Origin of the sequence: Streptomyces sp. KL116D (assembly GCF_030766975.1) — a bacterium.
Taxonomy (GTDB): Bacteria; Actinomycetota; Actinomycetes; order Streptomycetales; family Streptomycetaceae; genus Streptomyces; species Streptomyces longispororuber_A.
Genome location: NZ_JASERH010000001.1, coordinates 1 through 23,504, shown reverse-complemented (window position 1 = coordinate 23,504; position 23,504 = coordinate 1). Strand labels below are relative to the sequence as shown.

Genomic DNA, 23,504 nt, shown 5'->3' with positions numbered 1-23,504 from the left:
CGGCTTCCAGAGCGCGATGGTGCTCACCACCCGCCACCTGGGGGTGGCCGCATGACCGCCGTGGCCACCGAGCACACCGGCCTGATCGAGTGGCACGGCATGACCGCCGCCGTCACCGGACTCGGCGTCGTCGCCCCGGCGGCATCGGCGCCCGGGCCTGGTGGGACGCGACGCTGCGCGGCGGGAACTCGCCATCGCGCCGGTCACCCGCTTCGACGCGCGGATGCCCAGCAAGGCTCGCCGGCGAGGTCACAGGCTTCGTCGACGGGACCACGTGCCGGCGAAACTGCTGCCGCTGGAACGGACCGCGTGACGCGGCTCTCGCTGGCGGCGGGCACCGGGCACTGCGGCGCGGGCCTGGACCGCACGGACTGCCCGACGTACGCGATGGGCGTCGTCACCGCCAACGCCATGGGCGGCTTCGAGTTCGGCCAGCGCGAACTCCAGGCCCTGTGGAGCAAGGGCCGCCGGCACGTCGGCGCCCTACCAGTCCTTCGCCTGGTTCTACGCCGCCAACTCCGGCCAGCTGTCCATCCAGCACGGCCTGCGCGGGCCCAGCGGCGTCGTCGTCAGCGAGCAGGCGGGCGGCCTCGACGCCGTGGCGCAGGCCCGCCGCCGGCTCCGCGGCGGCGTACGCGCCGATGCTCACTCTGGCGGCTTCGACTCCGCCCTGTGCCTGGGGCTGGACCGCGCAGCTCGCCGCGGGCGGCATGAGCGAGCGCGCCGACGCCCACCGCGCCTATCTGCCGTTCGACGCCGACGCGTCGGGGCACGTGGCCGGCGAGGGCGGCGCCCTGCCTCGTCCTGGAGGGACGCCGACGCGGCCCGCGCCCGCGGCACCGCCGTGCTCGGCACCGTCGAGGGGCTGCGCCGCCCGCTCGACCCGGCGCCCGGCACCGGCGCGCCACGCCTGCTCGCCGCGGCCCGGCTGGCCCTCGCCGACGCCCGGATCGAACCCGCCGACGTGGACGTGGTGTTCTGCCGACGCGGCGGGCGACCGGGACGCCGACCGGGCCGAGGCCACGGCGCTCGCCGAGCTGTTCGGCCCCGTACCGGGGTCGCGGTCACCGCCCCAAAGTCACTCACCGGACGGCTGGGTTCGGGCGGATCCGCGCTCGACCTGGCGGCCGCCCTGTGCGCCCTGCGCGACCAGGTGGTCCCGCCGACGACCGGCGCCGTGCGGGTCGCCGACGACTGCCCTCGTGGACCTGGTCACCGGCGCCCCGCGCCCGGCCCGGCTGCGCCACGCCCTGGTCCTGGCCAGGGGGCGCGGCGCTTCAACGCGGCGACGGTCGTACGCGCCGCACTGACGGCCCCGACCACCCGACCCCCTATGACCTCCTATGACCCCCCGAAGATCCGGCAACCGAGGAATGAGGAACACCATGGGCGGCTGGAGCTGACCGAACTCGCCGTCCTGCTGCGCGGGCCGCGGGCGGCGACAGGGGACCGTCCTGGACGAGAACACCCTGGACGTCTCGTTCCTCGACCTGGGCTACGACTCCCTGGCCCTGCTGCAGGGTCATCCCGGGGTCGTCGAGCGCGACCACGACGTGATGCTCGACGGAGGCGCTGGCCGACGCGCAGACGCCGCGCCAGTACCTCGACCTCGTCAACGCGCGCTGGCCAGCGCGCGCCGCGGCTGAACAGGGGCCGCGGTGCGTTCGGCCCCGCGCCCGCCAAAGGACCGGTTCCACAGGTCGCCGACGGCGTCCACGCCTACGATGCAGCCCGACGGCGGCTGGGTGCCTGAGCAGCGCCGGGCTCCCTGTCTCGGACGGCGCATGCCTCCTGATCGACACGGTGGCCACCGAGGCGCGGGCCCGCCGGCTCAGGGGGCACGTCCTGCTCGTGGCCGGACGGCTCCCCGCAGTTCCCTCGTCAACACGCACTTCCACGGCGACCACACCTTCGGCAACTTCGTCGTCACGAGGCCACCGTCGTCGGCCACGAGCGGGCCCGCGAGAGGCCACCGCCGCCGGGACGCACCTGACGGGACTCTGGCCCGACGTGTGCTGGGGCGATCTGGAGATCGTCAGTGCCCGCGGTCACCTACCACGAACGGATGGACCTCCACGTGGGCGCGCGACAGGCCCGGCTGCTGCACGCGGGGCGCGCGCACCACCGGCGACACCGTCGTCTGGCTGCCCGACCAGCGGGTGCTGTTCACCGGTGACCTGGTGATGGCGGGCGCCACCCGTTCTGCCCGATGGGCTCCGTGACGGGGTCCCTGGACGCCCTCGCCCGGCTGCGCGCCTGGACGCCGTCACCGTCGTGCCCGGCCACGGCCCGGTCGGCGGCCCCGAACTGTTCGACGTCAACGAGGGCTATCTGCGCCGCCTCCGGCGCCTCCGCGGCCGACGGCATCGCGGCCGGCCTCACCCCGCTCGAGACCGCCCGGGAGGCGGCCCCGGACCGTACGCACGACCTGCTCGACGCCGAGCGGCTCGTCCCGAACCTGCACCGCGCCTACGCCGAGGAGCTCGGGGCGGCGCCCGGCGATCCGCTGGACATCCCGCGCTGTTCCGCGAGATGGCCGAAGCACCACGGCGGCCTGCCGGTCTGCCGGGCCTAGCAGCAGTCAGGCCGCCGCACCCGCGGCGAGAGCCAGGGTCGTCGCGGGTCACCAGGCGGGAGCGGGCCCGCCACTTGCCGCGCGAGCGGACCAGCTCGTCCTCCAGCACGCACACCCGCGACACCTTCGACTCGCCGCCGCGTGCGTCGCGTACACCAGGGCGTAGGCCCGCGTGCGCAGCGACCCGTCGAGCTGCTGCCGCACGTCGAGCATCCCGATCCAGTGCCGCAACTGCTCACCGCTGCGCTCCTGCTGGTCCTTGTTGCGGCGCACGTTCGCCGCGAGCGAGGCACGGCCGCGCACCGGCTGGTCGAGCGTGGGCACGACAGAAGACGGCGTCCTCGGTGAACGTACCCGCCCAGCGCTCGGCGTCGTGGTCGTCGAAGAGCTGCATCTGGTGCGCGTAGAACTGCTGGATCGTCGCGTACAGCGCGCCGAACGCCTCCTGCGAGGGAGGCGGGTTCGGCAGAGTACGAAGTACCTCGATGGTCATGGCTCGCCCCTGTCCCTTCGTCACCGTTCCGTTGGATTGGATGCCGACACTGTCTGTGGCGCCGATCGAGCGCTCTTCGAAGATTCCTCAAGCGGCCCGGCGGACGGTGAGTGCGTCCAGTGGCGCACGCCGCCCAGCCGGAGCCGGAGGAGAACGGGCGTTGTCGAACTTCGCCCACCCAGACTTCCCCGTCGACGGACTGCTGCGGCGCGCCGCCCGGCGCGACCCGCACGGGATCGCGATCCGCACCGCGACCCGGTCGGTCTCCTTCGCCGAACTCGACGCGTGGGCCAGACCGGATCGCCGCCTACTCTGGACCAGGAACTCGGCGGCGCGGCCGGCGCCCGCGTCGGCGTGGCCCGGCGTCCTCGACCCGGTCTTCGCCGCCGCCTACTACGGCACCGCCCGCAGCGGCGCCACCGTCGTCCTGGTCAGCCCGCTGGTCGGCGAGGGCGGGCTGCGCCACGCTCCTCGGCACCGCCCGGGTGGAGGTCGCCCTCGTGCCCGCCGCCACCGCGGGGCTGCTCGCCAAGCTGCGCGCCGAGCTGCCCGCACTGCGCGCCGTCGTCGTCACCGACGCCGCCGACGGCGTGGTCCCCCGCCGGCACCGTGCCGCTCCACGAGGCGCTGGCCGGCGCGCCCGCCCGCCCCCACCGGAACACCGCCGGCCGACCCCGGCGCCGTCGCCTGCGTGCAGTTCACCACCGGGACCACCGGCCGCCCCAGGGGGCGTGCTCCTGACCCACCGCAACATCGTCGCCAACGCCAAGCAGATCGCCCTCGCCCACCGCCTGGACACCGGCTCGGTCACCCTGAACCACCTGCCGCTGTACCACGTGATGCACCTCAACTCCGGCCTGTACGCCGGTGCCTGCCAGGTGCGTGCCAGGACCCCTGACCCCGTCGCGTCGCTCGCCGTCGCCGCCGAGGCGGGCGCCACCCACTACTACGGCCTGCCCGCCCGGCTGCACGCCCTGGCCCACGACGGGCGGCTGGCCGGAGCGGTCCACCCGGACCGCAGCTCACCGCCGTCCTGTCCGGCGGTTCGGCGCTCGCCCCGCAGACGGCGACCACGCTGCGCGAACGGCTCGGCGTGCCCGTCATCCAGGGCTACGGCATGGCCGAACTCTCCCCGCTCACCCACTGCCAGCAGCCCGACCGCTACCGCCCCTGGCATGGTCGGCGGCGTGGTGCCCGGTACCGAGTGCCGGCTCGTCGACCTGACCACGCGCCGCCCCCGTCGACGTCTGGTCGACCGGAGAGGTCCAGGTCAGGGGGGCCGCAGGTGATGGCCGGATACCTCGACGGCGGGCACGAGACGCGGATCGACGCGGACGGCTGGTTCTCCACCGGCGACGTCGGCTACCTGGACGACGACGGCGCCCTGCGCCTGGTGGACCGGCTCGCAGACGTCTTCAAGCTACGACAACGAGATCGTCGCGCCGAGCCGCGTCCGAGCAGATCATCCGCGAGGACCCGCGCGTCGCCGACTGCATCGTGGCCGACTGGCCCGACGCCGAGCACGGCGCGCTGGTCTGGGCGGGCATCATCCTCGCCGACGGCGCCGCGGCCGGATCGGGCTTCCCCGACGACGCCCCGCCGGGCCTAGGCATCCTCGACGTCCTCGACTCGATCACCAGCCGGGCCAACGAGCACCTCGCCGCCTTCGAGCAGATCCGGTTCGCCGAGGCCATCGACGCGGTGCCGCGTACCCCCACCGGCAAACCCGAACGACGCTCCGTCCGCACCCAGCTGAGACACCGGGCCGCCGCATGACCTGCCGCGCGCGACGCCCCTCGTGACCGTCCGCGCGCCCCCACCCCACGCCCCCGCCCACGCCCCGCCCCGTCACCGACCCTGGAGCAGACCATGGTGAACCCGCCGGACGGCCGGCCGAGCCCGCCCCCCGCGACCCAGGCGCTGGTCGTCGGCGCGGGCCCCGTCGGACTGACCGCCGCCCATGAACTCGCCCGCCGCGGACTGCGGGTGCGGCTGATCGACGCCGCACCGGGACCGGCCGCCACCAGCCGCGCCGTCGCCACGCATCCGCGCACCCTGGAGACCTACGACCAGATGGGCGTCGTCGACGACGTGCTGCCCCGCGGACGCCGCAACCGGGCGTTCACCATGTATGCGGGGGGCCGGCGCCGAGTGCGGCTGCGGGCCGACTACGCGACGATGCCCACCCGCTACCCCGCTTCACGCTGATCATCGAGGCAGACCGAGACCGAGGCGGCGCTGCGCGCGGCCGTGGCCCGGCTCGGCGTGCGGGTCGAATGGGGGCGTGCGCCTGGCGGACCTCACCCAGGACGCCGACGCGGTGCGCGCGAGCCTGGTGCACGCCGACGGCCGCGAGGAGGTCTGTACGGCGTCCTGGCTGGTCGGCTGCGACGGCGGCCACAGCACCGTACGCAAACGCCTCGGCCTCGAACTCGTCGGCGAGAGCAGCGAGACGTGGATGCCTCGCGGACGTGCCCGTCGACACCGAGGTGGAACCCGACAGCATCTACTGGACGCACACCGGCGGACGAGGCTGATGATGGTGCCCTTCGCCCGCGCGGGACAGTGGCGGATCCTGGACACCGTGCCCACCACGGCGGCGGCCGGGCCCGGCCGCACCGAAGACTGCTCGCCGCCAAGCTCAGCGCGGGCTTCGGCCACCGGATCGGGGGTCGGCCCGGCCACCTGGACGTCCGTCTTCACCTTCCAGCAGCGGATGGTGGAGCGCATGCAGGACGACCGGGTCCTGGTGGCCGGCGACGCCGCGCACGTGCACAGTCCCGCCTCCGGGCAGGGCATGAACACTGGCATCCAGGAGGCGTACAGCCTCGCCTGGAAGCTGGCCATGGTCGAACAGGGCCACGCCGGACGGGAGCTGCTGGAGACCTACAGCGAGGAACGCGTCCCGATCGGCGCCGCGCTCCTCGGCTCCACCCGCACCGCCACCACCCTGGTGCAGTTCAAGAACGCGCTCGCGGGCGTGGTCCTGCCGATCGCCCTGCGCGTCGTGAACACCGTGCGGCCGCTGCGCCGGGCCGTGCAGCGCAAGGTGCTGGGCGGCATGTCGGGCCTGAAGATCGACTACGGCACGTCGTCGCTGACCACCCCAGGTCCGACGCGCTCACCCACCTCGCGGACACCGGCTCCGTCCTGATGAGCGCGCGGGAACCGGCCCGCGCCCCCGGCCCCGGCGCCCGCGCCGCCGCGGTCCCGGCGCCCGGCCCGCTCGACCCGGCCACCCCGGCCTTCGAGGCCTACCGCGCCGAACTGCGCGATCCGCGCTGGGCGTTGCTGCTCGCCGCGGGCGGCCGCGGACCGGGCGACGTCCCCGTCGGCGTCGCCGTCACGGCAGCCGCCCAGTACGGCGAGTGGCTCTCCGTGCGGACCGTCGGCGGCACCGGCTCCGACGGCCCCCGCGCCCGCTCGCCGACCCCGGCCGGCGGCTGCGCGCCGCGCTCGGCCTGCGCCCCGGCGCCTGGATCCTCGTCCGCCCCGACGGCTACGTCGCGGCCCGCGGCTCCCTGCTCACCCGGCCGGCCCTGCGCCGCGCCCTGCCCCCTGCTGGTGGCCCCCGTCCCGCTCGCCGACGAGGCACGGCGCGAGCCGGCCCCGCCCTGCGCGCCACCACCCACGACTTCGAGGAGCACTGACATGCCCGACAACCACCCTGTCGCCCTGGTGACCGGAGCCACGAGCGGCATCGGCCTGGAGTCGGTCCGCCAGCTCGCCCGCACCGGGCACCGGGTCTTCCTGTGCGCCCGCACCGAGGAGGGACGTCAAGCAGACCGTGGCGGACCTGCGCGCGGAGGGCCTCGACGTCGCGGGACAGGCCGCCGACGTGCGCGATCGCGACTCCGTGCGCGCCCTCGTGGCCGCGGTCGTGGAGACGTACGGACCCGTCAACGTGCTGGTCAACAACGCCGGGCGCAGCGGCGGCGGCGTCACCGCCGACCTCTCCGACGACCTCTGGTACGACGTCATCGACACCAACCTGAACAGCGTCTTCCTGGTGACCCGCGAGGTCATCAAGAACGGCGGCCTGGCCGACGCCGCGTACGGGCGGATCATCAACATCGCGTCCACCGCGGGCAAGCAGGGCGTCCTGCTCGGCGCCCCTACAGCGCCTCCAAGCACGGTGTCGTCGGCTTCACCAAGGCCCTCGGCCGGGAGCTCGCCCGCACGGCGTCACCGTCAACGCGGTCTGCCCCGGCTACGTGGAGACGCCGATGGCGCAGCAGGGTGCGCCAGGGCTACGCGGCCGCCTGGGACACCACCGAGGAGGGACGATGCAGACGCAGTTCGAGGCGAAGATCCCGCTCGGCCGCTACTCCACGCCCCAGGAGGTGGCGCGCTGGTCGCCTACCTGGCCTCCGAGCCCGCCGCGTCGATCACCGCACAGGCGCTCAACGTCTGCGGCGGCCTCGGCAGCTACTGACCTCTCTCCCTGTCTCGATCTCCGTCTCTACCCCTGTCCCTGTCAAAGAAGTGAGGAAGACATGAACGTGGTGTCGATCGGGCGGGTGCATCGCACCACGCACTCCGTCCAGGTGGACGCGGCAGCCGGAGTCGTCTACGGGCTGATCTCCGACGCCGTGCAGTGGCCGCTGTACTTCCCGCCGAACGTGAACGTCGAACGGCTGGAGTTCGACGGGACGCACGAGCGGCTGCGGATGTGGGCCACGGCCAACGGCGAGGTCCGCTCGTGGATCTCCGAGCGGGTGCAGGACCCCAGGAACGGCGGATCGAGTTCCGGCAGACCGTGCCGCAGGCGCCCGTCGAGACCATGCACGGCACCTGGATCGTCGAGGAACGGCCCGGCGGCACCAGCCTGCTGACGCTGCTGCACGACTTCACCGTCGTCGGCGACCGCCCCGACGACGTGGCGTGGGTCGAGGCGCCTGCGACATCAACTCCCGCGCCGAACTGGACAGCATCAAGCGCCTCGCCGAGCGCTGGACGCGCCTGGACGAACTCGTCCTGTCCTTCGAGGACTCCGTACGGATCAACGGGCCGGCCGAGTTGGTCTACGACTTCCTGTACCGGGTGGGCGACTGGCCCGACCTGATCCCGACGTCTCCCGCCTCGACCTCACCGAGGACAGCCCCGGCGTCCAGATCATGTCCATGGACACGCTGACGGCCGACGGCAGCACGCACACCACCGAGTCGGTACGGATCTGCTTCCCGCACGCCGGGCGCATCGTCTACAAGCAGACGACCACGCCCGCCCTGATGGAGGCCCCACACCGGCGAGTGGTCGGTCGTGCCCGACGAGACGGGCGTCACCGTCGTGTCCCAGCTCGGCGTGGTGCTGCGCGAGGGAGGCCGTGACGCGCGTCCTCGGCCCGGCCGCCGACCTGACCACGGCCCGCCGCTACGTGCGCCAGGCGCTCGGCCGGAACTCCACCGCCACGCTGGAACTGGCCCGGCGGCACGCCGAATCGGCGATCCACGATGCTGTGATGTCCAGGCTCCGGCCCCCGCTCGAGCCGAGGGGACCAGGCTGGTGACGCCGGCGGCACCGGCCTGGTCGCGGACGGCTACGGCGGAAGGACGGAACCATCATGGACAAGGACACGCTCACGGGTACGGGTACGCGGTACCGGTGGGACCCGGGACCGGATCGCGCAGTACCTCTCCCGCTTCTTCCCGGTGCACGCCCTCGACGACGACGCCGACGTCTTCGAACTCGGCTTCGTGAGCTCGATCGTTCGCGATGCAGCTCGTCTCCTTCGTCGAGCAGAATTCGGCATCACCGTCGAGGCGGATGACCTGGAGCTCGACCACTTCCCGCTCGGTCAGCGCCCTCGACGCCTTCGTCACGCGCAAACTCGCCGCCCCCTCTCGCGCGGTAGGCACAGATGTCCCCGGCTGGGGCGCCCCATGCCCATCCCGACCGATTCGACCGACCCGACCGTCTGGAGTACCCCGCGCCCGCGGCTGGCCTGAGCGCGGGCGCGCGCCGGGCCCGAGCCGATCGCGATCGTCGGCATCGGCTGCCCGGCTGCCGGGCGGCATCGACACCCCGAAGCGCTGTGGCAGGCCCTGCTCGACGGCGCCGACACGGGCGGTTTCCTCGACGACGTCACCGGGTTCGACGCGGACCTGTTCCGCATCCCGCCCGCCGAGGCCCGCCGGCTCGACCCCCGCGCAGACCATCGCCCTGGAGACCTCCTGGGCGCTGGAGGACGCCCGGATCGTCACGACACCGTCGCGCACGGCCTGACCGGTGTGTTCACTGGGCACCCACGGCGCCGACGGTCCCCGTCGCCATCGCCCACGCCCTCGACCTCGAAGTTCCAGAAGGCCTCAGCACGTCAGAGCCCTCAGAGAGTCGCCGAAGGCTCCGGCACCTCCGAACCTCTCGAAGTCGCCGAAGGCTCCGGCACCTCCGAACCCCTCGAAGTCGCCGAAGATGCGCTCGCCGTCGCCACCGCCTGTGGCTCCTCGCTCGCCGCCGTCCACCTCGCCGTGCGCTGCGCGACGGAGCGGCGGACCTGGCCCTCGCGGGCGGCGTCAGTGCGCCGCCCGGCCGCGGACCACACCCGTTCCGTACGCGACGAGGGCTGCGGCATCCTCGTACTGCGGCGGCTGTCCAGGCGCGCTCGCCGCCCGGAGACCGCATCCACGCCCTGATCCGCGACAGCGCGCGGACGCCCCGGCCCGCCTCCGCGCGCGCGCCCGCCGGAAAGTCAGATCGGCGACGGGGGCGAAGAGCGGCTCCGGCTGAGGTCGTGGGCGTCGTCGGTCTGACGAAGGCCGCGCTCGCCCTGCACCACGGCGAACTCCCGGCCGGCCTGCACACCGGCGCCGACCGCACGCCGTGGCCGGGCGACGCCCGCCGCCACGTCGTGGTCCAGCGGCACCGGCACCCACGTGACCCTGGAAGAACCCCGCACCGGCCACGGCTGTTTCGTCCGCTCGCCGCCGACAGCGCGAGCGGCCTGCGCGCGGCCGCCGACGAACTGACCCGCCGGGTCCGCGCGGGCGGCTCCTGGTACGCGCCCGAACTCCCTCAGTCGCGCCACCGGCACGCACCGCACCGTCGCCACCGTCGACCGCACCGGCGAACTGGCCGACGCGCTGCGCACCACGTCGACCGGCACGCCCGGTCCGGCGCCGCCCGGCCGGGCGCGCTCGCCTACTGCTTCTCCGGGCGCGGCGGCGAGTGGCTCGGCATGGGCCGCGACCTGCTCGGCGAACCCGCCTTCCGGGCCGCACTCGACGCCTGCGACCGGGCCCTGCTGCCGTTCACCGGCTGGGCGGTCACCGCGGAACTCCTACGCCGGGCCCGACACCTCCCGCCTGGCGCGCGCCGACGTCGTCCAGCCCGTCCTGTTCGCCCTCCAGACGTCCGTCGCCCCGCACCCTGAGCGCCTGGGGCGTCAGAACCCACCGTCGTCCTCGGACAGGGGCACCGGCGAGGTGGCGGCCGCGGTCGTCGCGGGCGCGCTGCCGCTCGCCGAGGGCGCCCGCCTGATCACCTCCTGGTCCCGGCGCGGCGCCCAACGCGCCTGCCTGGCACCGGAGTTGAGAAGATCGCTGGGTTGCGCTGCGCAGCGGCCCCCGGCACGATCCCGTTCTGGTCGACGGGCACCGGCGGGTACGTCGACGGCGCGGATCTCGACGCCGGGTACTGGGCGCGCAGCATGCGCACCCACGCCCGCCTCGCCGACGCCACCCGCGCGCTCGCCGACGGGCGCCGGCTGCGCGTCGTCGAGATCACCCGCACCCGGTGGCCCGCCTCGCACTGCGGCGCGGCCCTCGACCGGGCCGGCGGCGACCAGCCGCGCATCCTGAAGCACCGGCCACCGCGACCGGCCGGCCCGCCAGGCCCCTGGAGGACGTGGCCGCCGCTGTGGTGCGACGGCACCGACGTCGACTGGGGCGCCGTCGCGGCCGCCGCCGACGCCGCGCCGCGACCGGACCGGTCGCCGTCACCGTCTCCGGCCGCACCGCACGGGCCCGCGCGGACAACGCGGCCCCGGCTCGCCGACCGCCTCGACGGCACGCCCGACGCGGGACTTTCCGACGTGGCGTACCCGCCGCCCGGCACCGGCCCCACCTGGAGCACCGGGCCGGCGTCGTCGCCTCGTCGGCCGCGGAGGCGGCGCTGGCCTCGCGCCCTCGCCCACGACCGTGACCACCCCCGCCCTCGTCACGGGGACGGCGGCTACGGGGCCCGGCCTCGCCCTGCTCTTCCCCGGCGAGGGCGGTCGGCACTGAGGGCATGGGACGGGAGGTTGTACGCGGCCTTCCCCCGCGTACCGGCGGGCCCTCGACGAGGTGTGCGCCGCGCTCGACCCGCATCTGCGACTGCCGTTGGTGGCGGTGCTGTTCGCCGCGCAGGACGGTCCCGACGCGGCGCTGATCCACGAATCGGAGTTCGCCCGGCCCGCCCTGTTCGCCGCCGAGGTCGCGCTGTTCCGGCTCTGGCAGTCCTGGGGCGTGACACCGTCCGCGGTGGCCGGCCACGGAGCAGGGAGGTGGCCGCCGCGCACGTGGCGGGCGCCCTCAGCCTGACGGACGCGGCACGGCTCGTGGCCGCGTCGCGCGGCTGCGCTCCCCGCACCGGGGCGCGGTGCCGGACGAGTTCGCGCGGGCCGTGGCATCCTGCGCGTTCCGCGAGCCGTCGATCGCGTGGGTGTCGGCGGTGACGGGCGGCCCGCGTCGGCCGGAGAGGTGGCGGACCCGGCGTACTGGGTGCGCGACACCGGGCGGTTCGCGGACGCCGTACGCACCCTGGAGCGCTCCGGGGTGGGCCGCTTCGTGGAGTGCGGGCCCGCCACGACGCCCGCCCCGACGGGTGCGTCGTGCGTGCGGGACCGGCCGTCCTCGTGGCGTCGCAGGACGCGGCGCGCGACCCGGACGAACCCCTGGGCGAAGTGCGGGCGCTGGTCAGGCGCTGGGCGCGCTGCACGTGGCGGGACAGACCATCGCCTGGGAGCGGGTGTTCGCCACCGGTGCCCCCGGTCGATCTGCCGATCTATGCTTTCCAGCGCGAGCCGTCACCCGCGGCTCGCCACCGGAGTTTCAGCACGGCCGGAGCGCGATCACTCATCGAGCGACGTTCAAGTGAGCGTCCAGCTCCGGTCGTGACAGTGGTGATGCCGTGCACTTCCGGCAGGGCTGATCCTTACGGCAAGGAGAACCGCATGACCGAGACTCCGCAGAGCAACCGCGGCGAGGGCGACGACGCGGAAACGGTTCGCGCGAAATTCAAGGGAGGCGCTGGGCGCAAGTCGCGGGCCTCGCAGGCCAAAGCAGGCACACGAAGAAGGCCGCGCCAAGGTCAAGAACATGGGCAACAACCCCGCAGGCCAGAAGCGCAACTTCCGCCGTAAGACCGGCTGAGCGACGACCTCTTCCTGACCATGCTGCGGCACCCCGCCCGGGGTGCCGCAGCTTTGCGGACCGTGCCGCCGACGGAACCGCTGGAGAACCGCCGGAGAAACGCCGCACGGGCGCCGGAGCATCTGTCGAGAGCACCTCCACCCGGACTCGAGGAGAGCCGTGGAAGGTCTGGATACGGGTGCGCACCGCTGCGCCCCGGTGCCGTGCGACGAGGGAGCTGACCACCGCCGCCATGACCATCACCGCCGAGATCATCCACCCCCGGGCGCGCCGTTCGGACGGACGGAGGCGGACGCCCACGCGCGAGCCGCGCGGCTCGAGGCGCTGCTGGGCGACCCCTACGACCCGGCGAACCCGCACGGTCTTGCGGCGCTGTTCGCCGCCGACGACCGGGGCGAGCCGCCCGCCGCGACCGAGACCCTGCTCGCCGGGGCGGGATTCGGCGCCGAACTGGTGCCCGCCGCCCACGGCGGCCTGCTCACCCGCGCCGACCTGCTGGCACGCGCCCTGCGCCCCCGTCTTCCGGCGCGACGTCGCCCTCGGCTTCGGCTACGGGATCACCTCCTGTTCGCCGCCGGCGCCGTCTGGACGGCGGGCACCGCACGGCAGCGCCAGGACGTCGCCGACCCTGCTGCTCAACGGCGGCCGGGCGACGATCCTGCACCACGAACTCGCCCACGCCAACGCGATCCTGCGCCACGAGTTCAGCGCCCGCCGCACCGCGGACGGCTACCGGCTCGACGGCCGCAAGGACGTCATCATCAACGCGGCCCGCGCCGACCTCCAGGTCGTCTACGCCCCGCACCGACGCGGCCCGCGGGACCCCGCAGCCACTCCGTCCTCCTCCTCGACCCCGACCGGGCCGGGACCGGCCACGTACAGCGGCTGCCGCGCGTGGCGCTGCCCGGCATGCGCGGCGCGCTCTTCTCCGGCCTGGGTTCACCGACTGCCCCGTCCCCGCCGAGGCGCTGGTCGGCGCCGAAGGAGACGCAGTGGGCGTCGCCCTGCGGGTGTTCCAGGTCAACCGGAGCGTGATCTGCGGCGTCGTCACCTCGGCCGTCGGCACCGTGCTGCACTCCGCCGTGCGGGCCGTCACCGAAGGACGCACCGCACCGGTGGCCAAGCGCTGGCACAAGCCGCTAGCCGGCGTCTTCGCCGACCCACCTGCTGGCCTGCGACGCCATGGCCACGGTCGTGCTGCGGGCCCTGTCCCTGCTGCCGACCCAGGCCCCCACGTCTACGCCGCCGCCGTCAAGTACGTGGTGCCCGACCTGCTCCGCGAGGACCTGGAGGAACTCGCCACCGTCCTCGCGCGCGCGGCTACGACCACGCCAGCCCGGCCTACGGCGCGCTCGACAAGCTCGTGCGCGACCTGCCCGTCGCCGGACTCGGCCACGCGGGCAGCGCGCCTCCTGCCAGGCGGTGCTCGTGCCCCAGCTGCGCGGTCTCGCCGAACGCTCCTGGTTCGCCGAGGAGGAGCCGCCGCCCCAGCTGTTCCGCTCCGGCAGCGAACTGCCCGACCTGGACTACGGGTTGCTCGGCATCGCCGGCGGCGGCGACTTCATGGCCGCCTCCCTGGTGGGCAGCGCCGACCGGCTCGCCCCGCACGCGGCACGTCCGGCACCCTCGGCGCCCTCGCCGACCTCGCCGAGGCGTTCCGCACCGAGCTGCGCGCCCTGCGCGAACAGTGCCGGCGCCTGCCCGCGTCCGGCGCCGCCCTCACCGATCCTGCGGTGGTCGTCCTCAGCGACCGCTACGCGGGGTCGTCGGCGCCGCCGGCGTCCTCGGCATCTGGGAGCACCAGGACGGCACCGACCCGTTCCTCGCCGATCCGGCGTGGGCCGTCTCGCCCTGTCCCGGCTCGCCGGCCGGCTCGGCATCCCCGCGCCCGACCTGCCCGACAGCGTCCACGCGCAGCTGCTCGACGAACTCGTCCGCCGCCACCGGGACGGCCTCAGCTGCGACCTCGACGCGGTCTCCCACGCGCCATGACACCCCGCCACGACGCTCCAGGGAAGGAAGGCCCCTTGACGACCGTCATCCCCGGCGGCGCCGACCGCATCAACTTTACACCGCTCCACGTCAGCGGACCGGACGCCCCGTGGCACCGGGTGCGCGAGGTCCATGGACCGCTACGGCAACGCCGTCGTCCACACCACCTGGGGCGAATGGCTCACCGCCGCCGTCGCGGAACCCTCGCTGCGCCCGCTGCTCGGCCGCGACTGGCCGCGCTACCGCCGCACCGCCGACCCCACGTCCGCTACCGCTTCGTCGCCTCCCGCCTCGCCACCAAGTACACGGCCGCCGCCGACTGCACACCGACCCGGTCGAGCTCGACCTCCGCATACAAGATCGGCGGCCGCCCGTACCTGCGCGGCCTCGACCAGATCGACGTGAGCCTCACCCACCGACGACCGATCGCCGTCGGCGTCAGCCGGGACGGCCGCATCGGCGTCGACGCCGAACCCGCCGACCGCCGCATGTCGTACGACCTGCTCAGCGGCCACGTCCTCACCCCCGCCGAGCGCGCTGACCTCGACCCCTGGACGACGCCGACCGCACCGCCGCCATGCTGCGCCTGTGGACCCTGAAGGAGGCCTACACCAAGGCGCTGGGACAAGGACTGCGGCTCGGCTTCACCGAGTTCGGCTTCGGCGTCGGCAGCCGGCGACCTGCTCGCCTCCCGACGGCAGGCCCGCCGCCCGGGGCGAATGGTCACTTCGCCACCCACCGCGTGCTCGGCCGCTACATGCTCAGCGTGGCCCGGCACGACGCCGGCCTGGACACCTCCCGCGACACGGCGGCCGCACGATGCTCGACGAGGGCTTCATGGGCGCCGTCACCGAACTCCTCGACGCCGACCGGTGCTGACGACACCGCGGGCGGCGGGCACCGGGGCCGCGGCCCGGTGCGCCCGCGGCGGGCCGCCTCAGGCGGTCGAGGGCGCCGCCTCGACCGGGCGGGCCCGGCCCAGCTCCCCGCTCGGTGCGCCGCACGCACGATCAGTCGGCGATCTCACCGCTGCGCACCGCGATGTTCTGACAGCAGCGACGACGTCAGGGCCGTGACTGTGCTCGGTGCCGCCCTGCAGATACACACCGCAGGTCAGCCCCGACGTACTGACCAGGCGGTAGTCCCGCTCCACCCGGTGCCGGCCCGCCGCGTCGCGCGCGAAGTGCCGGTCGAAGTCGCCCAGCAGGTGCGACGGGTCGAGACCGTCGTACCCGGTCGCGAACACCAGCGCGTCGACGGCGAGCTCCCTCCGTCGGTCGTCGAGCAGCGAGCGCGGCACCACCCGGGTGCCGCTCCCGGCCCGCTTCACCTCGGCGACCCGCGTGAGGTTGCGGAAGTGCAGCCGCCGGCTGCCGCGCACCTGCTCGTCGTACGAGCGCTGGTACAGGTCCCGGATGACGTCGGAGTCGACCACCGAGTAGTTGGTGTTGCGGTGGTAGCGCCAGAACGCGTCCTGCACGCCCGCTCGGTGCCCGAAGTAGTACTCGTCCACCGCGCCCGGGTCCGAACACCTGGTTGGCGAAGGGGGTGTCGTCGGCGATGGAATAGCCGTACGACGGGATGATCGCGGACACCTCGGCGTGCGGCAGCGCGTCGTGCAGGAAGCGGGTGATCTCCGCCGCGCTCTGGCCGGCGCCGACCACCGCCACGCTCTTGAGGTCGTCCGGCGCCTGCGCGTTGAACCTGCTCAGGAACTGCGAGCTGTGCCACACCCGTTCGTCGGCCGTCACGCCCTCCGGCAGGCGCGGCACCAGGCCCGTCGAGATCGCCACGTTGCGCGCGGTGACCACACTGGTGGTGCCGTCGCCGCCGCGCACCTCCACCTCCAGGAGACCGGGAGTCCTGCCCGCCGTCCTCGCCCACCGGCCGGATCGAGGTGACCTCGGCGCCGAACGAGACCCCGGTCGCGGAGGCCGGCGGCCCCCACTCCAGGTACTGGTGGAACTCCTGTCGGGTCGGGAAGAAGTCCTGGTTGTTCACGAACTGCACCAGCCGGTTCGAGGCGTGCAGATACGAGACGAAGCTGAACCGGGACATCGGGTTCCTGAAGGTCGCCAGGTCCCTGAGGAACGAGATCTGCATGGTCGTCGACGGCAGCAGCATGTTCCGGTGCCAGCCGAACGAGGGCTGACGCTCGAAGAAATGAGACGTGACCGGATGCTGCGGAGCGCTCGTGCCGTGCTCCTCAAGGCGATCGCGAGCGAGAGGTTGGACGGGCCGAACCCGATACCGACCACGTCGAAGATCTCGCCGCTGCGCCTGCCCGTTATGCCCATAGAAAATTCTCCCGTTCGCGTCTGGAAAACTCGTCCTGTGGCCCGAGACCCGTCCCCAGTGTTGCCCCGGAGAACGGCCAGAAAGCAACTTGAAGACCGAACGAGGCCCGATTGAGCGCCACTTGAGCCGCTCGATATCCGAAAGCGTTGTCCCGTCGACGGGACAACGGTACGTCGGCGCGAATTCTCAACCGCTCTGCGTGGCGCGGCCTACGGCGCAGACGCCCGGGCAATGCGATCAGCCATGCCCCGTGCCGGCCCCGTGCCGGAGGCCATGCCCTGAGCCAATTGCTGAAAGGGTCGATCCATATGTTCGTGCCCAGCTTCTACCGCGAACCGGACCATTCGTGGATGGTGGACCTGATCCGCGGCAATCCCTGGCGCTGGCCGTGACCAACGGCAGCCCGGAGACCGGTCCCCTACGCCACCCACCTGCCGGTCATCTTCGACCCCGAAGACAACGGGCGACCCGACCGGCGAACTGCCCGGGACCACCCTGCTCGGGCACCTGAACCGGGCGAATCCGCACTGGGCGGCACTGGAGACGGGCAGCGTCCTGCTGCTGACGTTCACCGGACCGCACTCCTACGTGTCGCCCACCGTGTACGAGAAGTCGCCGGCGGCCCCGACCTGGAACTTCACCTCGGTGCACGTCCGGGGAGTGGTCGAGAAAGATCGACTCGACGGAGGAGACGCTGGGCGTGGTGCAGTCCACCGTGCGCGCCTTCGAGGGGGCGTTCGGCAACGGCTGGGACATGACCGAGTCGCTCGGCTACTTCCCGCAAGATCGTGCCCGCCGTCGGGGCCTTCCGGTTCCGGGTGACCGGCGCCGAGGGCATGTTCAAGCTCAGCCAGGAGCAGCCTGCGAGGTGCGCGAGCGGGTGCGGGACTCGTTCGGCCAGAGCGCGTGCACGTGCCGGCGCGAGACCGCCGGCCTGATGAGCCGGCTGCCCTGACCCGCCAGGGCCGGGGAGCCGGGAGCCGGTGGGCCGGGGCCTCAGGCGCTGATGGCCACCGGCCGGGCGCGCTCGGCGAGCCCTCCGCCCGCGCGCTCTTGAGCTGCGCGACCTCCTTGCGGTCCTCCAGCTTGACGAGGTCCTCCAGGGCGTTCTCGGCCGCACTGTCCAGCGTGTTCAGCACCCACTGCTCGAAGTCGACGCCCAACTGCTCGGCGGCCTTGTACCACCACTGCAACCGGCTGCCGGGGAGGTCCAGGCGGTGGCTCTGCTCCACGGGGGCGCAGGGCGGCTGCTGGCTCTGCCGTGCGGCTCTTATCGCGCCGCGCAACTGCTTGGTGGTCCACTGCCGTTGCTCGGCCCGGTCGAGCCAGCGGTCCTGCTCGCTCACCGCGCATCGACGCCAGCTCGGCGTGGTGCTGGAAGCTCAGCGTGGGCCGGCGCCGGGCGAGCACGAAGCGGGAGACCCACGCGTAGTTGCGCAGGGTCTGGTACGAGACCGGCGGCGCGGATGCCGCGCTGGTACCGGTCGGTGAGTGGTCCTGCCGTAGACGGGCCAGTCGCCCAGCCACCAGGACGACGAGTCGAGGACGTCGGCGAGCTGGCGTCCGGCCCGCTCCCAGTCGTCGTAGCCTATATCACGGTCGGCGGCCGCAGGCCCACCTTTGGTCGTCAGCACCTGGCCCCGGTGCGGCGGGTGGTTGCGGGAAGGCGGTTGCCGGGCCGCCACGCGACCCTGAGGTTTTGACCGGCCTGACGCGCCATCATGCCTCCATGGGAAGGGTGCACATAACCGGCGTGAAGTCTTGCGAGGCGGGCTGGAGCGGCGCTCGAACCCACTGCCCAGTGAGTCTTGAGCGAAGGGCAGGCCGTCGTCAGGCCGGGACTGCACCCGGCGGACGCGGCCTGCCCCGGCGTCGGAGTTCAGGAGCTGTGGAGCTCTGGTGCTCAGGAGGCGGGCGCGGGGCAGAACTCGGCGTTCAGCACCGAGAGGATCGTCTCCGCGCCGTAGTTGCTGTTGTAGCTGAACGCGAGCTGGTGGCGGCTCGTCCTCGGTCAGCGCGGCCAGGGTGAGCCACCCGACCGTGCCGCCGTCGTGGTACCGGAGGGTGGTGCCGCAGCCCAGCGTGAGCCGCTCGATGCCGAGACCGTAGGACGAGCCGGGAAGCCGGGTTGTCGACCGTCGTCCGCAGCTGCGCCGAGCTGCTGGGCGGGGAACAGCTTTCCGCGCATCAGCGCCCCGTAGAACCGGTTCAGATCGGCGGTGCTGGAGATGATGTCGCCGTTGCCCCAGATCTGCGACGCGTTCACCTCGGTGACGTCGTCGATCGGTCCGGCTGCGCGCCGAACGGCTTGGAGTAGGCGCGGCCGCTCGGCTGGGGGCAGCCCGACGGCCGTGCCGGGGTTGGACGTCGCCGTGAGCCCCAGCGGTTCGATGATGCGCCGGCGCACCTCGTCCGCGTACGGCCTGCCGCCGATCTTCTCGACGAGCAGCGCGGCCGGGACGTCGTTGGTGTGGGAGAACCCGTGCCGGGCACCGGGCTCGAACAGCGGCTCGTGCGCGAGCGCCACCCGCACCCGCCCCTCGGGCGTCAGGGTGTCGTAGCGGTGCTGGAGATAGCCGTCGCCCATCAGATACGTCTCGGCGAAGTCGGTGTCGGCGAGGTAGTCGAACAACCCGCTCGTGTGGTTGAGCAGCTGGCGCACCGTGATGCGGCTGCCGTCGTTGCCGTTGCCGCTCACCAGGCCCGGCAGATGGCGCTCGACGCTGTCGTCGAGACCCAGCTTGCGCTCCGCCACCATCTGGAGGATGACCGTCGCCACGAAGGTGTCGGTGAGGTTGGCGACGCGGAACCGGTCGTTCTTGCCGCGTGGCGCGCCCGTCGTCAGATCGCCCCACGCCCGACGCCGACCGCCACACCCCGTCGGCGTCGCGCGCCTCGGCGGTGATGCCGGGGACCCCGGCCGCGACGGCCGCGTCGATCGCGCGCTGCGTCGCCTGGTGCGCGGCCGCCGTGGGGGCCGGGTCCCGCTGCGCCTGGGCGGGGGCCCGTGAAGGCGGTGGCGGTGATCGCGAGCGCCGCCAGGCCCACCACGGTGGCCCCTCGGTCTCTTCCACATGCTCATGTCGCACTCCTGAGAGTCGTGTTGGTAGGTGAGGTGCGTCAGTTCCGTGCGGTCTGTGCGGTCTGTGTGGTCCGCTGTGTACGTGCCGTCGTGCACGCCGCGTCGAGTGCCGCGGTCGCGTCCCGTTCGATCTGCCGGAGCAGCGGTCCGTCGTCCTGGAGTGAAGTGGCCGCCGTCGAAGACCCGCGGCCCCAGGAAGTGCGTGGAGTGCTCCCGCCAGCCGGCCATCCGCCCCCGGCGTCGCGGAGCAGTCGTCGACGCCGGCGAAGGCGGACAGCGCCACGGGCAGCGCACCGGCCCGCGGGTCGGGCCGCCAGGTCTCCACCAGCCGCAGGTCGGCGCGGATGACCGGGGCGAACAGGGCCCACAGGTCGGGGGGCGTCCAGGACCTCGTCGGGGAGTGCCGCCGAGCTGTCGCAGGCGGGTCCGCAGGTCGGCGTCGGGCAGCTCGTGGTACCGCGGACCGGGGTTCGTGCGGAGCGGGCGGAGACACCGGCCCACACCCGGCGTCGGCAGGCCCCGCCCGACGGCCCGCCGCGATCCCGTACGTCAGCAGGGCGCCGGCAAGCTGTGCCCGAACAGGGCGTAGGGGGCGGTCGAGCCGGGCTCCATCTCGTGCAGCAGGTGGTCGGCGAGTGCGGCCCGCGTCCGACCGATCTGCGCTGGTCCGTTTGATGGCGCCGCGACCTGGCGTCGAGCAGCCGCGCACGTCCCAGCCGAAGCGCAGCCCGGCCGGCCAGTCGCGGCACAGCAGGTGCGAGCTGCCGGCGTGGCGCAGGGACGAAACAGGCGCGCGCGTCCGTAGCGCCGGTCCAACGGTCCCCGGGCCGCGTCGCACCGCCCTGTCACGCCAACGGCCGCCGGCCCGCCCGAGCCGGACTCTGACCGCCACTGAGGAACCGCCGCCACCGGCTGGCGTCCGCGATGCCAGCGCGCCCAGCTAACCACGCAAGCCCGGCGGTAAGCCTGACCAACGGCTGGAAACGACGACGCGCAGAGGGTCCGTGACGAAGACGCCCGGCCACTCTACGGCGGTGGCCGCCCGCACGGGCCGGCGTACCGCCGCTGCGGGCTCGCCGGAGCTGACGACGACGCGGCTGTCACGGCCGAGCCGCACATCGTCCTGCGGCATCGACTGACGTACTGGTCGCTGACGTAGCGGCCGGTCCGCACCGACCTGACGTAGCCGGCCGTCCGCACCGACCTGACGTACCGGCCGGGCGCGGCAACTGCCCTTTGTAGGACGCATTGTCGGGGCCGGAATTAGTCGGTCCGCACGGCCACCTGCAGACAGGTTCGCTGACAGGTCCGCTGACAGGTCCGCAGACAGTCCCCGGACAGGTCCGAAGGCCGTCCTCGGGCCGCGGATCGGCATCGTGGCACACGATTCCGGCCCGGCACAGGAATCCCGGCGGGCACGGACCCCGGCGGACGAACGGGCGGCCGGCGGGCCCGTCGCCCTTGTAGCGCCGATGGCCGGTTCCTTACGGTGACGTCGCAACGCCGCAGTCGTCCCCACCGCCGGGTGTCCGCGTCGACCGGACACTCCAGTTCTGTTGTCCCGTCGACCGGACAACGCCGAGCGGCGACCTCAGGCCCGGTGCGGTCCTGCACCCTGCCCGGCGGAGCCCCATCCCGAGTCACACCACGACGGTTAAGGACGGTGCCAGTTGAGCACGAACCCTCCGATGACGAGGCCGGCCGCTTCTGCGTTGTGATCAACGACGAGGAGCAGCACTCCCTGTGGCCGGCGTTCGCCGAGGTGCCTGCGGGCTGGCGGGTGGCTTCGGCGAGGCGGCCAGGGCCGAGTGCCTGGAGCACTGTCGAGAGCAATTGGACCGACCTGCGCCCCAAGAGCCTGCGCGAGGCCATGGCGGCGGGACTGATCGCGGCCCCCGGACCGGGAAGACACTCAGAGTTGGGAGATGACGTGGTGACGGGCGCTGTGAGAACCGCGAGCAGGTACAAGACGAGGCCGGTGGGCAGCGGCGGCGAGCCCGCGCAACGGGACGTGGTCCTGTCCTTCGTGGGATCGCAGGCCACGGTCCAGAAGTCGGGGATGGTCTTCCCGCAGAACCTGCCGGAGCGGTCCTGGGAGCAGATCGGGGCCAATCTGCGCGAGCTGGTGAACTCCCTCGGCGTGGTGGCTCGCCGACTGGCTGATCTACGGCGAGCACCTGCGGGTGGCGGCGGTACAAGGAGGCGTTCAAGCGGACCGGGCTCGACCACCAGACCTGCGCAACTACGCGCTGCGTGGCCCGGCGGTTCGAGCACCACGCAGGCGCGACGGCCTCAGCTTCGCCCACCACGCCGAGGTGACCCGGCTGTCGCCGCCGGAGCAGGACTACTGGCTGCGCAAGGCCGAACAGCAGAAGTGGTCGCGCAACGAACTCCCGCCGCGCCGTCCGCGCCGCCCTCGCCGCGCAGAACGAGGGCGGCCGAGATCGCCCCGGCCGGCGGCGACGAGCCGAAGGAAGTGGCGCAGCTGGCCACGGCGGCGGCCGCCGGGAAGCGCAGGCGAAGGTCACCACCCTCACCATCGAGCTGTCCGCCGGCCAGCTGAGTTACTCACTCAGCCGCCGCCGCGCACGGTCTGCCCGTCGACAAGTGGGTGACGCAGGTGCTCGAGCGCCGACGGGCGCACTCGCCGGAAGCGCACGGCGTAGCGCCCCGGCCGTCCGGTACCGCCCGCCCCTGCGGTACCCGGTCGGTCCGGAGCCGCACCGCTCGGAGGAACGAACACCTCCTCACACCGACATCGGGTCAGTTGATGATCCTTCAGGGAAAGCGCTCGCCCTGCCCCCGGTGCCCGTCGTCCACCGGCGCTCGAGAGCACATCGGCGGCCACCCCCGACGCCGTCGCCGTGCACCGGGCACGGCCGGCAGCTGACGTACGCGGAACTGGACGCGGCGGCGAACCGCTTCGCGCACCACCTCGCCGCGCTTTCGGACACGGCAGGGCGGAGTCGGCGCACCGTCCCGACTACTCGGCCGACGGCTCTGCCGCTATCCTCGGCACGCCTGCAGGCGGGCGCGGGCCTACGTGCCAGCGCTGCTCGGCTCGCCTCACCCGCCGGCGCGCCACTGCGGCTGCTTAGCTCGGGCGGATCCCCGACTCGCTCCTGATCGTGGCGTTCGGAGACCGCCGCACCTGGTCCGAGTCGGCGACCGTCCCGGTCGCTCGACCTCGCGGGAACTCGCCGATCGAGCCGAGCGGAACTCCCCGCGACCCGCAGACGTCCCGGTCACCGGGGACGACGTGAGCTGCGCGGTGCTTCACGTCCGGTCGACCAGAAGCACGCCGAAGCTGACCGCGGTACGGCACGAGGGCTGGGTTCCAAAGCTCTGATGGAGGGGCTGCGGGCCGAGCACGGCCTGCACAGCGGCTCCCACCACCTGGAGACAGTGGTTTCAGTGCCTTCGGGTTCGACCTCTCCCCACCGAGGCTGATTGACACTGCTTGCTCTGCGGCGCCACCCCAGCACCTGCTGGCGAGCCGGAACTTCGACGCCATGCTCGCCCACCGCACCCTGAAAGCAAGCACGAGATCCGCGTGGTTGCACTGCGCCTCCAGCACGCTGTACCTGCTGGTGGACTGGGAGACCGCGGGGCGGCGACGCGCTGGCCTGCCGAAGCGGCGCACGAAAACGCGAAGCGTCACGAGAATGAACGGCTAAACACCTTGCACCTTCCGATTTGGAACGAAGTACA

At 73.4% G+C, this 23,504-nt stretch carries 20 protein-coding genes and 11 pseudogenes; 24 read left to right on the top strand and 7 right to left on the bottom strand.

The window, feature by feature from the left end; all coding sequences use genetic code 11:
* The first annotated feature begins 526 nt into the window (after positions 1-526).
* The 3 genes from RBJ77_RS00155 to RBJ77_RS00145 are packed head-to-tail and all read left to right on the top strand — an operon-like array spanning position 527 to position 2,575.
* Positions 527-1,753, top strand: coding sequence for a hypothetical protein (locus RBJ77_RS00155; RefSeq protein ID WP_372343073.1), 1,227 nt, complete (start codon positions 527-529; stop codon positions 1,751-1,753).
* The gene (locus tag RBJ77_RS00150) at positions 1,725-2,222 is read left to right on the top strand and encodes an MBL fold metallo-hydrolase (protein ID WP_372343055.1); all 498 of its coding nucleotides are present in this window, start codon (positions 1,725-1,727) and stop codon (positions 2,220-2,222) included. Before RBJ77_RS00155 ends, RBJ77_RS00150 begins: the two co-directional genes overlap by 29 nt.
* The gene (locus RBJ77_RS00145) at positions 2,219-2,575 is read left to right on the top strand and encodes a hypothetical protein (RefSeq protein ID WP_372343054.1); all 357 of its coding nucleotides are present in this window, start codon (positions 2,219-2,221) and stop codon (positions 2,573-2,575) included. Before RBJ77_RS00150 ends, RBJ77_RS00145 begins: the two co-directional genes overlap by 4 nt.
* Before the next feature lie 48 nt (positions 2,576-2,623).
* Here the strand turns inward: RBJ77_RS00145 and RBJ77_RS00140 are convergent, their stop codons facing one another.
* Together RBJ77_RS00140 and RBJ77_RS00135 are read right to left on the bottom strand one after the other, a co-directional pair.
* The gene (locus RBJ77_RS00140) at positions 2,624-2,899 is read right to left on the bottom strand and encodes a hypothetical protein (protein WP_372343075.1); all 276 of its coding nucleotides are present in this window, start codon (positions 2,897-2,899) and stop codon (positions 2,624-2,626) included.
* Entirely contained in the window at positions 2,811-3,068 is a 258-nt protein-coding gene (locus RBJ77_RS00135) for a nuclear transport factor 2 family protein (protein ID WP_372343053.1), read from the bottom strand. The genes RBJ77_RS00140 and RBJ77_RS00135 overlap by 89 nt, the downstream gene beginning before the upstream one ends.
* A 110-nt stretch (positions 3,069-3,178) precedes the next feature.
* Between RBJ77_RS00135 and RBJ77_RS00130 the strand changes: the two are divergent.
* The 18 genes and pseudogenes from RBJ77_RS00130 to RBJ77_RS00045 form a co-directional block, all read left to right on the top strand.
* Positions 3,179-4,237: pseudogene (locus RBJ77_RS00130) on the top strand (AMP-binding protein); the annotation flags it as partial.
* On the top strand, positions 4,144-4,677 hold the full coding sequence (locus RBJ77_RS00125; RefSeq protein ID WP_372343072.1) for a hypothetical protein: 534 nt from the start codon (positions 4,144-4,146) through the stop codon (positions 4,675-4,677). The pseudogene RBJ77_RS00130 and the gene RBJ77_RS00125, both read left to right, overlap by 94 nt.
* Entirely contained in the window at positions 4,566-4,844 is a 279-nt protein-coding gene (locus tag RBJ77_RS00120; protein ID WP_372343052.1) for a hypothetical protein, read from the top strand. Before RBJ77_RS00125 ends, RBJ77_RS00120 begins: the two co-directional genes overlap by 112 nt.
* Before the next feature lie 93 nt (positions 4,845-4,937).
* Positions 4,938-5,276: an FAD-dependent oxidoreductase gene (locus RBJ77_RS00115; protein ID WP_372343051.1), complete on the top strand. Its 339-nt coding sequence runs from the start codon at positions 4,938-4,940 to the stop codon at positions 5,274-5,276.
* A 76-nt stretch (positions 5,277-5,352) separates the two neighbouring features.
* Positions 5,353-6,222, top strand: coding sequence for an FAD-dependent monooxygenase (locus RBJ77_RS00110; RefSeq protein WP_372343050.1), 870 nt, complete (start codon positions 5,353-5,355; stop codon positions 6,220-6,222).
* A gap of 214 nt (positions 6,223-6,436) precedes the next feature.
* On the top strand, positions 6,437-6,718 hold the full coding sequence (locus RBJ77_RS00105) for a hypothetical protein (RefSeq protein ID WP_372343049.1): 282 nt from the start codon (positions 6,437-6,439) through the stop codon (positions 6,716-6,718).
* Position 6,719: 1 nt separating this feature from the next.
* Positions 6,720-6,794: pseudogene (locus RBJ77_RS00100) on the top strand (hypothetical protein); the annotation flags it as partial.
* A 61-nt stretch (positions 6,795-6,855) separates the two neighbouring features.
* Positions 6,856-7,113 (top strand): annotated as a pseudogene (locus RBJ77_RS00095) (SDR family NAD(P)-dependent oxidoreductase); the annotation flags it as partial.
* A 181-nt stretch (positions 7,114-7,294) separates the two neighbouring features.
* Positions 7,295-7,360 (top strand): annotated as a pseudogene (locus RBJ77_RS00090) (hypothetical protein); the annotation flags it as partial.
* Between the two features lie 204 nt (positions 7,361-7,564).
* Positions 7,565-8,577: pseudogene (locus RBJ77_RS00085) on the top strand (aromatase/cyclase).
* A 466-nt stretch (positions 8,578-9,043) separates the two neighbouring features.
* Positions 9,044-9,703: a beta-ketoacyl synthase N-terminal-like domain-containing protein gene (locus RBJ77_RS00080; RefSeq protein ID WP_372343071.1), complete on the top strand. Its 660-nt coding sequence runs from the start codon at positions 9,044-9,046 to the stop codon at positions 9,701-9,703.
* A gap of 98 nt (positions 9,704-9,801) precedes the next feature.
* Positions 9,802-10,440, top strand: coding sequence for an acyltransferase domain-containing protein (locus RBJ77_RS00075; protein ID WP_372343048.1), 639 nt, complete (start codon positions 9,802-9,804; stop codon positions 10,438-10,440).
* Between the two features lie 895 nt (positions 10,441-11,335).
* Positions 11,336-11,590 (top strand): annotated as a pseudogene (locus RBJ77_RS00070) (acyltransferase domain-containing protein); the annotation flags it as partial.
* A gap of 708 nt (positions 11,591-12,298) precedes the next feature.
* The gene (locus RBJ77_RS00065) at positions 12,299-12,421 is read left to right on the top strand and encodes a DUF5302 family protein (protein ID WP_372343070.1); all 123 of its coding nucleotides are present in this window, start codon (positions 12,299-12,301) and stop codon (positions 12,419-12,421) included.
* 159 nt (positions 12,422-12,580) lie between these two features.
* Positions 12,581-13,456, top strand: coding sequence for a hypothetical protein (locus RBJ77_RS00060; protein WP_372343047.1), 876 nt, complete (start codon positions 12,581-12,583; stop codon positions 13,454-13,456).
* A 393-nt stretch (positions 13,457-13,849) separates the two neighbouring features.
* On the top strand, positions 13,850-14,413 hold the full coding sequence (locus RBJ77_RS00055) for a hypothetical protein (RefSeq protein ID WP_372343046.1): 564 nt from the start codon (positions 13,850-13,852) through the stop codon (positions 14,411-14,413).
* Between the two features lie 176 nt (positions 14,414-14,589).
* Positions 14,590-15,012: a 4'-phosphopantetheinyl transferase superfamily protein gene (locus tag RBJ77_RS00050; protein ID WP_372343045.1), complete on the top strand. Its 423-nt coding sequence runs from the start codon at positions 14,590-14,592 to the stop codon at positions 15,010-15,012.
* A pseudogene (locus RBJ77_RS00045) lies at positions 14,991-15,083 on the top strand (4'-phosphopantetheinyl transferase superfamily protein); the annotation flags it as partial. The gene RBJ77_RS00050 and the pseudogene RBJ77_RS00045, both read left to right, overlap by 22 nt.
* 267 nt (positions 15,084-15,350) lie before the next feature.
* On the opposite strand, the gene RBJ77_RS00040 reads toward RBJ77_RS00045, so the two are convergent.
* The 4 genes and pseudogenes from RBJ77_RS00040 to RBJ77_RS00025 all read right to left on the bottom strand — a co-directional run.
* Complete coding sequence (locus tag RBJ77_RS00040) at positions 15,351-15,926, bottom strand: SidA/IucD/PvdA family monooxygenase (protein WP_372343044.1); 576 nt, start codon at positions 15,924-15,926, stop codon at positions 15,351-15,353.
* A 76-nt stretch (positions 15,927-16,002) separates the two neighbouring features.
* Positions 16,003-16,224 (bottom strand): annotated as a pseudogene (locus RBJ77_RS00035) (SidA/IucD/PvdA family monooxygenase); the annotation flags it as partial.
* A gap of 121 nt (positions 16,225-16,345) precedes the next feature.
* Positions 16,346-16,540, bottom strand: a pseudogene (locus tag RBJ77_RS00030) (SidA/IucD/PvdA family monooxygenase); the annotation flags it as partial.
* 107 nt (positions 16,541-16,647) lie between these two features.
* Positions 16,648-16,710, bottom strand: a pseudogene (locus tag RBJ77_RS00025) (hypothetical protein); the annotation flags it as partial.
* A gap of 373 nt (positions 16,711-17,083) precedes the next feature.
* Here RBJ77_RS00025 and RBJ77_RS00020 point away from each other — a divergent pair.
* Positions 17,084-17,533 (top strand): FMN-binding negative transcriptional regulator, encoded by a 450-nt coding sequence (locus RBJ77_RS00020; protein WP_372343069.1) that lies wholly within the window; start codon positions 17,084-17,086, stop codon positions 17,531-17,533.
* Between the two features lie 986 nt (positions 17,534-18,519).
* Positions 18,520-18,678: a hypothetical protein gene (locus RBJ77_RS00015; protein WP_372343043.1), complete on the top strand. Its 159-nt coding sequence runs from the start codon at positions 18,520-18,522 to the stop codon at positions 18,676-18,678.
* Positions 18,679-18,722: 44 nt separating this feature from the next.
* Here the strand turns inward: RBJ77_RS00015 and RBJ77_RS00010 are convergent, their stop codons facing one another.
* Entirely contained in the window at positions 18,723-19,787 is a 1,065-nt protein-coding gene (locus RBJ77_RS00010; protein WP_372343068.1) for a serine hydrolase domain-containing protein, read from the bottom strand.
* A 1,669-nt stretch (positions 19,788-21,456) separates the two neighbouring features.
* Here RBJ77_RS00010 and RBJ77_RS00005 point away from each other — a divergent pair.
* Positions 21,457-21,672 (top strand): annotated as a pseudogene (locus RBJ77_RS00005) (MbtH family protein); the annotation flags it as partial.
* Positions 21,673-23,504: the final 1,832 nt, after the last annotated feature.

Bases quoted from the DNA above. Each gene is read 5' to 3' on its own strand.
- RBJ77_RS00150 (WP_372343055.1), top strand. From the start codon at position 1,725: ATGCAGCCCGACGGCGGCTGGGTGCCTGAGCAGCGCCGGGCTCCCTGT.
- RBJ77_RS00135 (WP_372343053.1), bottom strand. From the start codon at position 3,068: ATGACCATCGAGGTACTTCGTACTCTGCCGAACCCGCCTCCCTCGCAG.
- RBJ77_RS00115 (WP_372343051.1), top strand. From the start codon at position 4,938: ATGGTGAACCCGCCGGACGGCCGGCCGAGCCCGCCCCCCGCGACCCAG.
- RBJ77_RS00050 (WP_372343045.1), top strand. From the start codon at position 14,590: ATGGCTCACCGCCGCCGTCGCGGAACCCTCGCTGCGCCCGCTGCTCGG.
- RBJ77_RS00010 (WP_372343068.1), bottom strand. From the start codon at position 19,787: ATGTGGAAGAGACCGAGGGGCCACCGTGGTGGGCCTGGCGGCGCTCGC.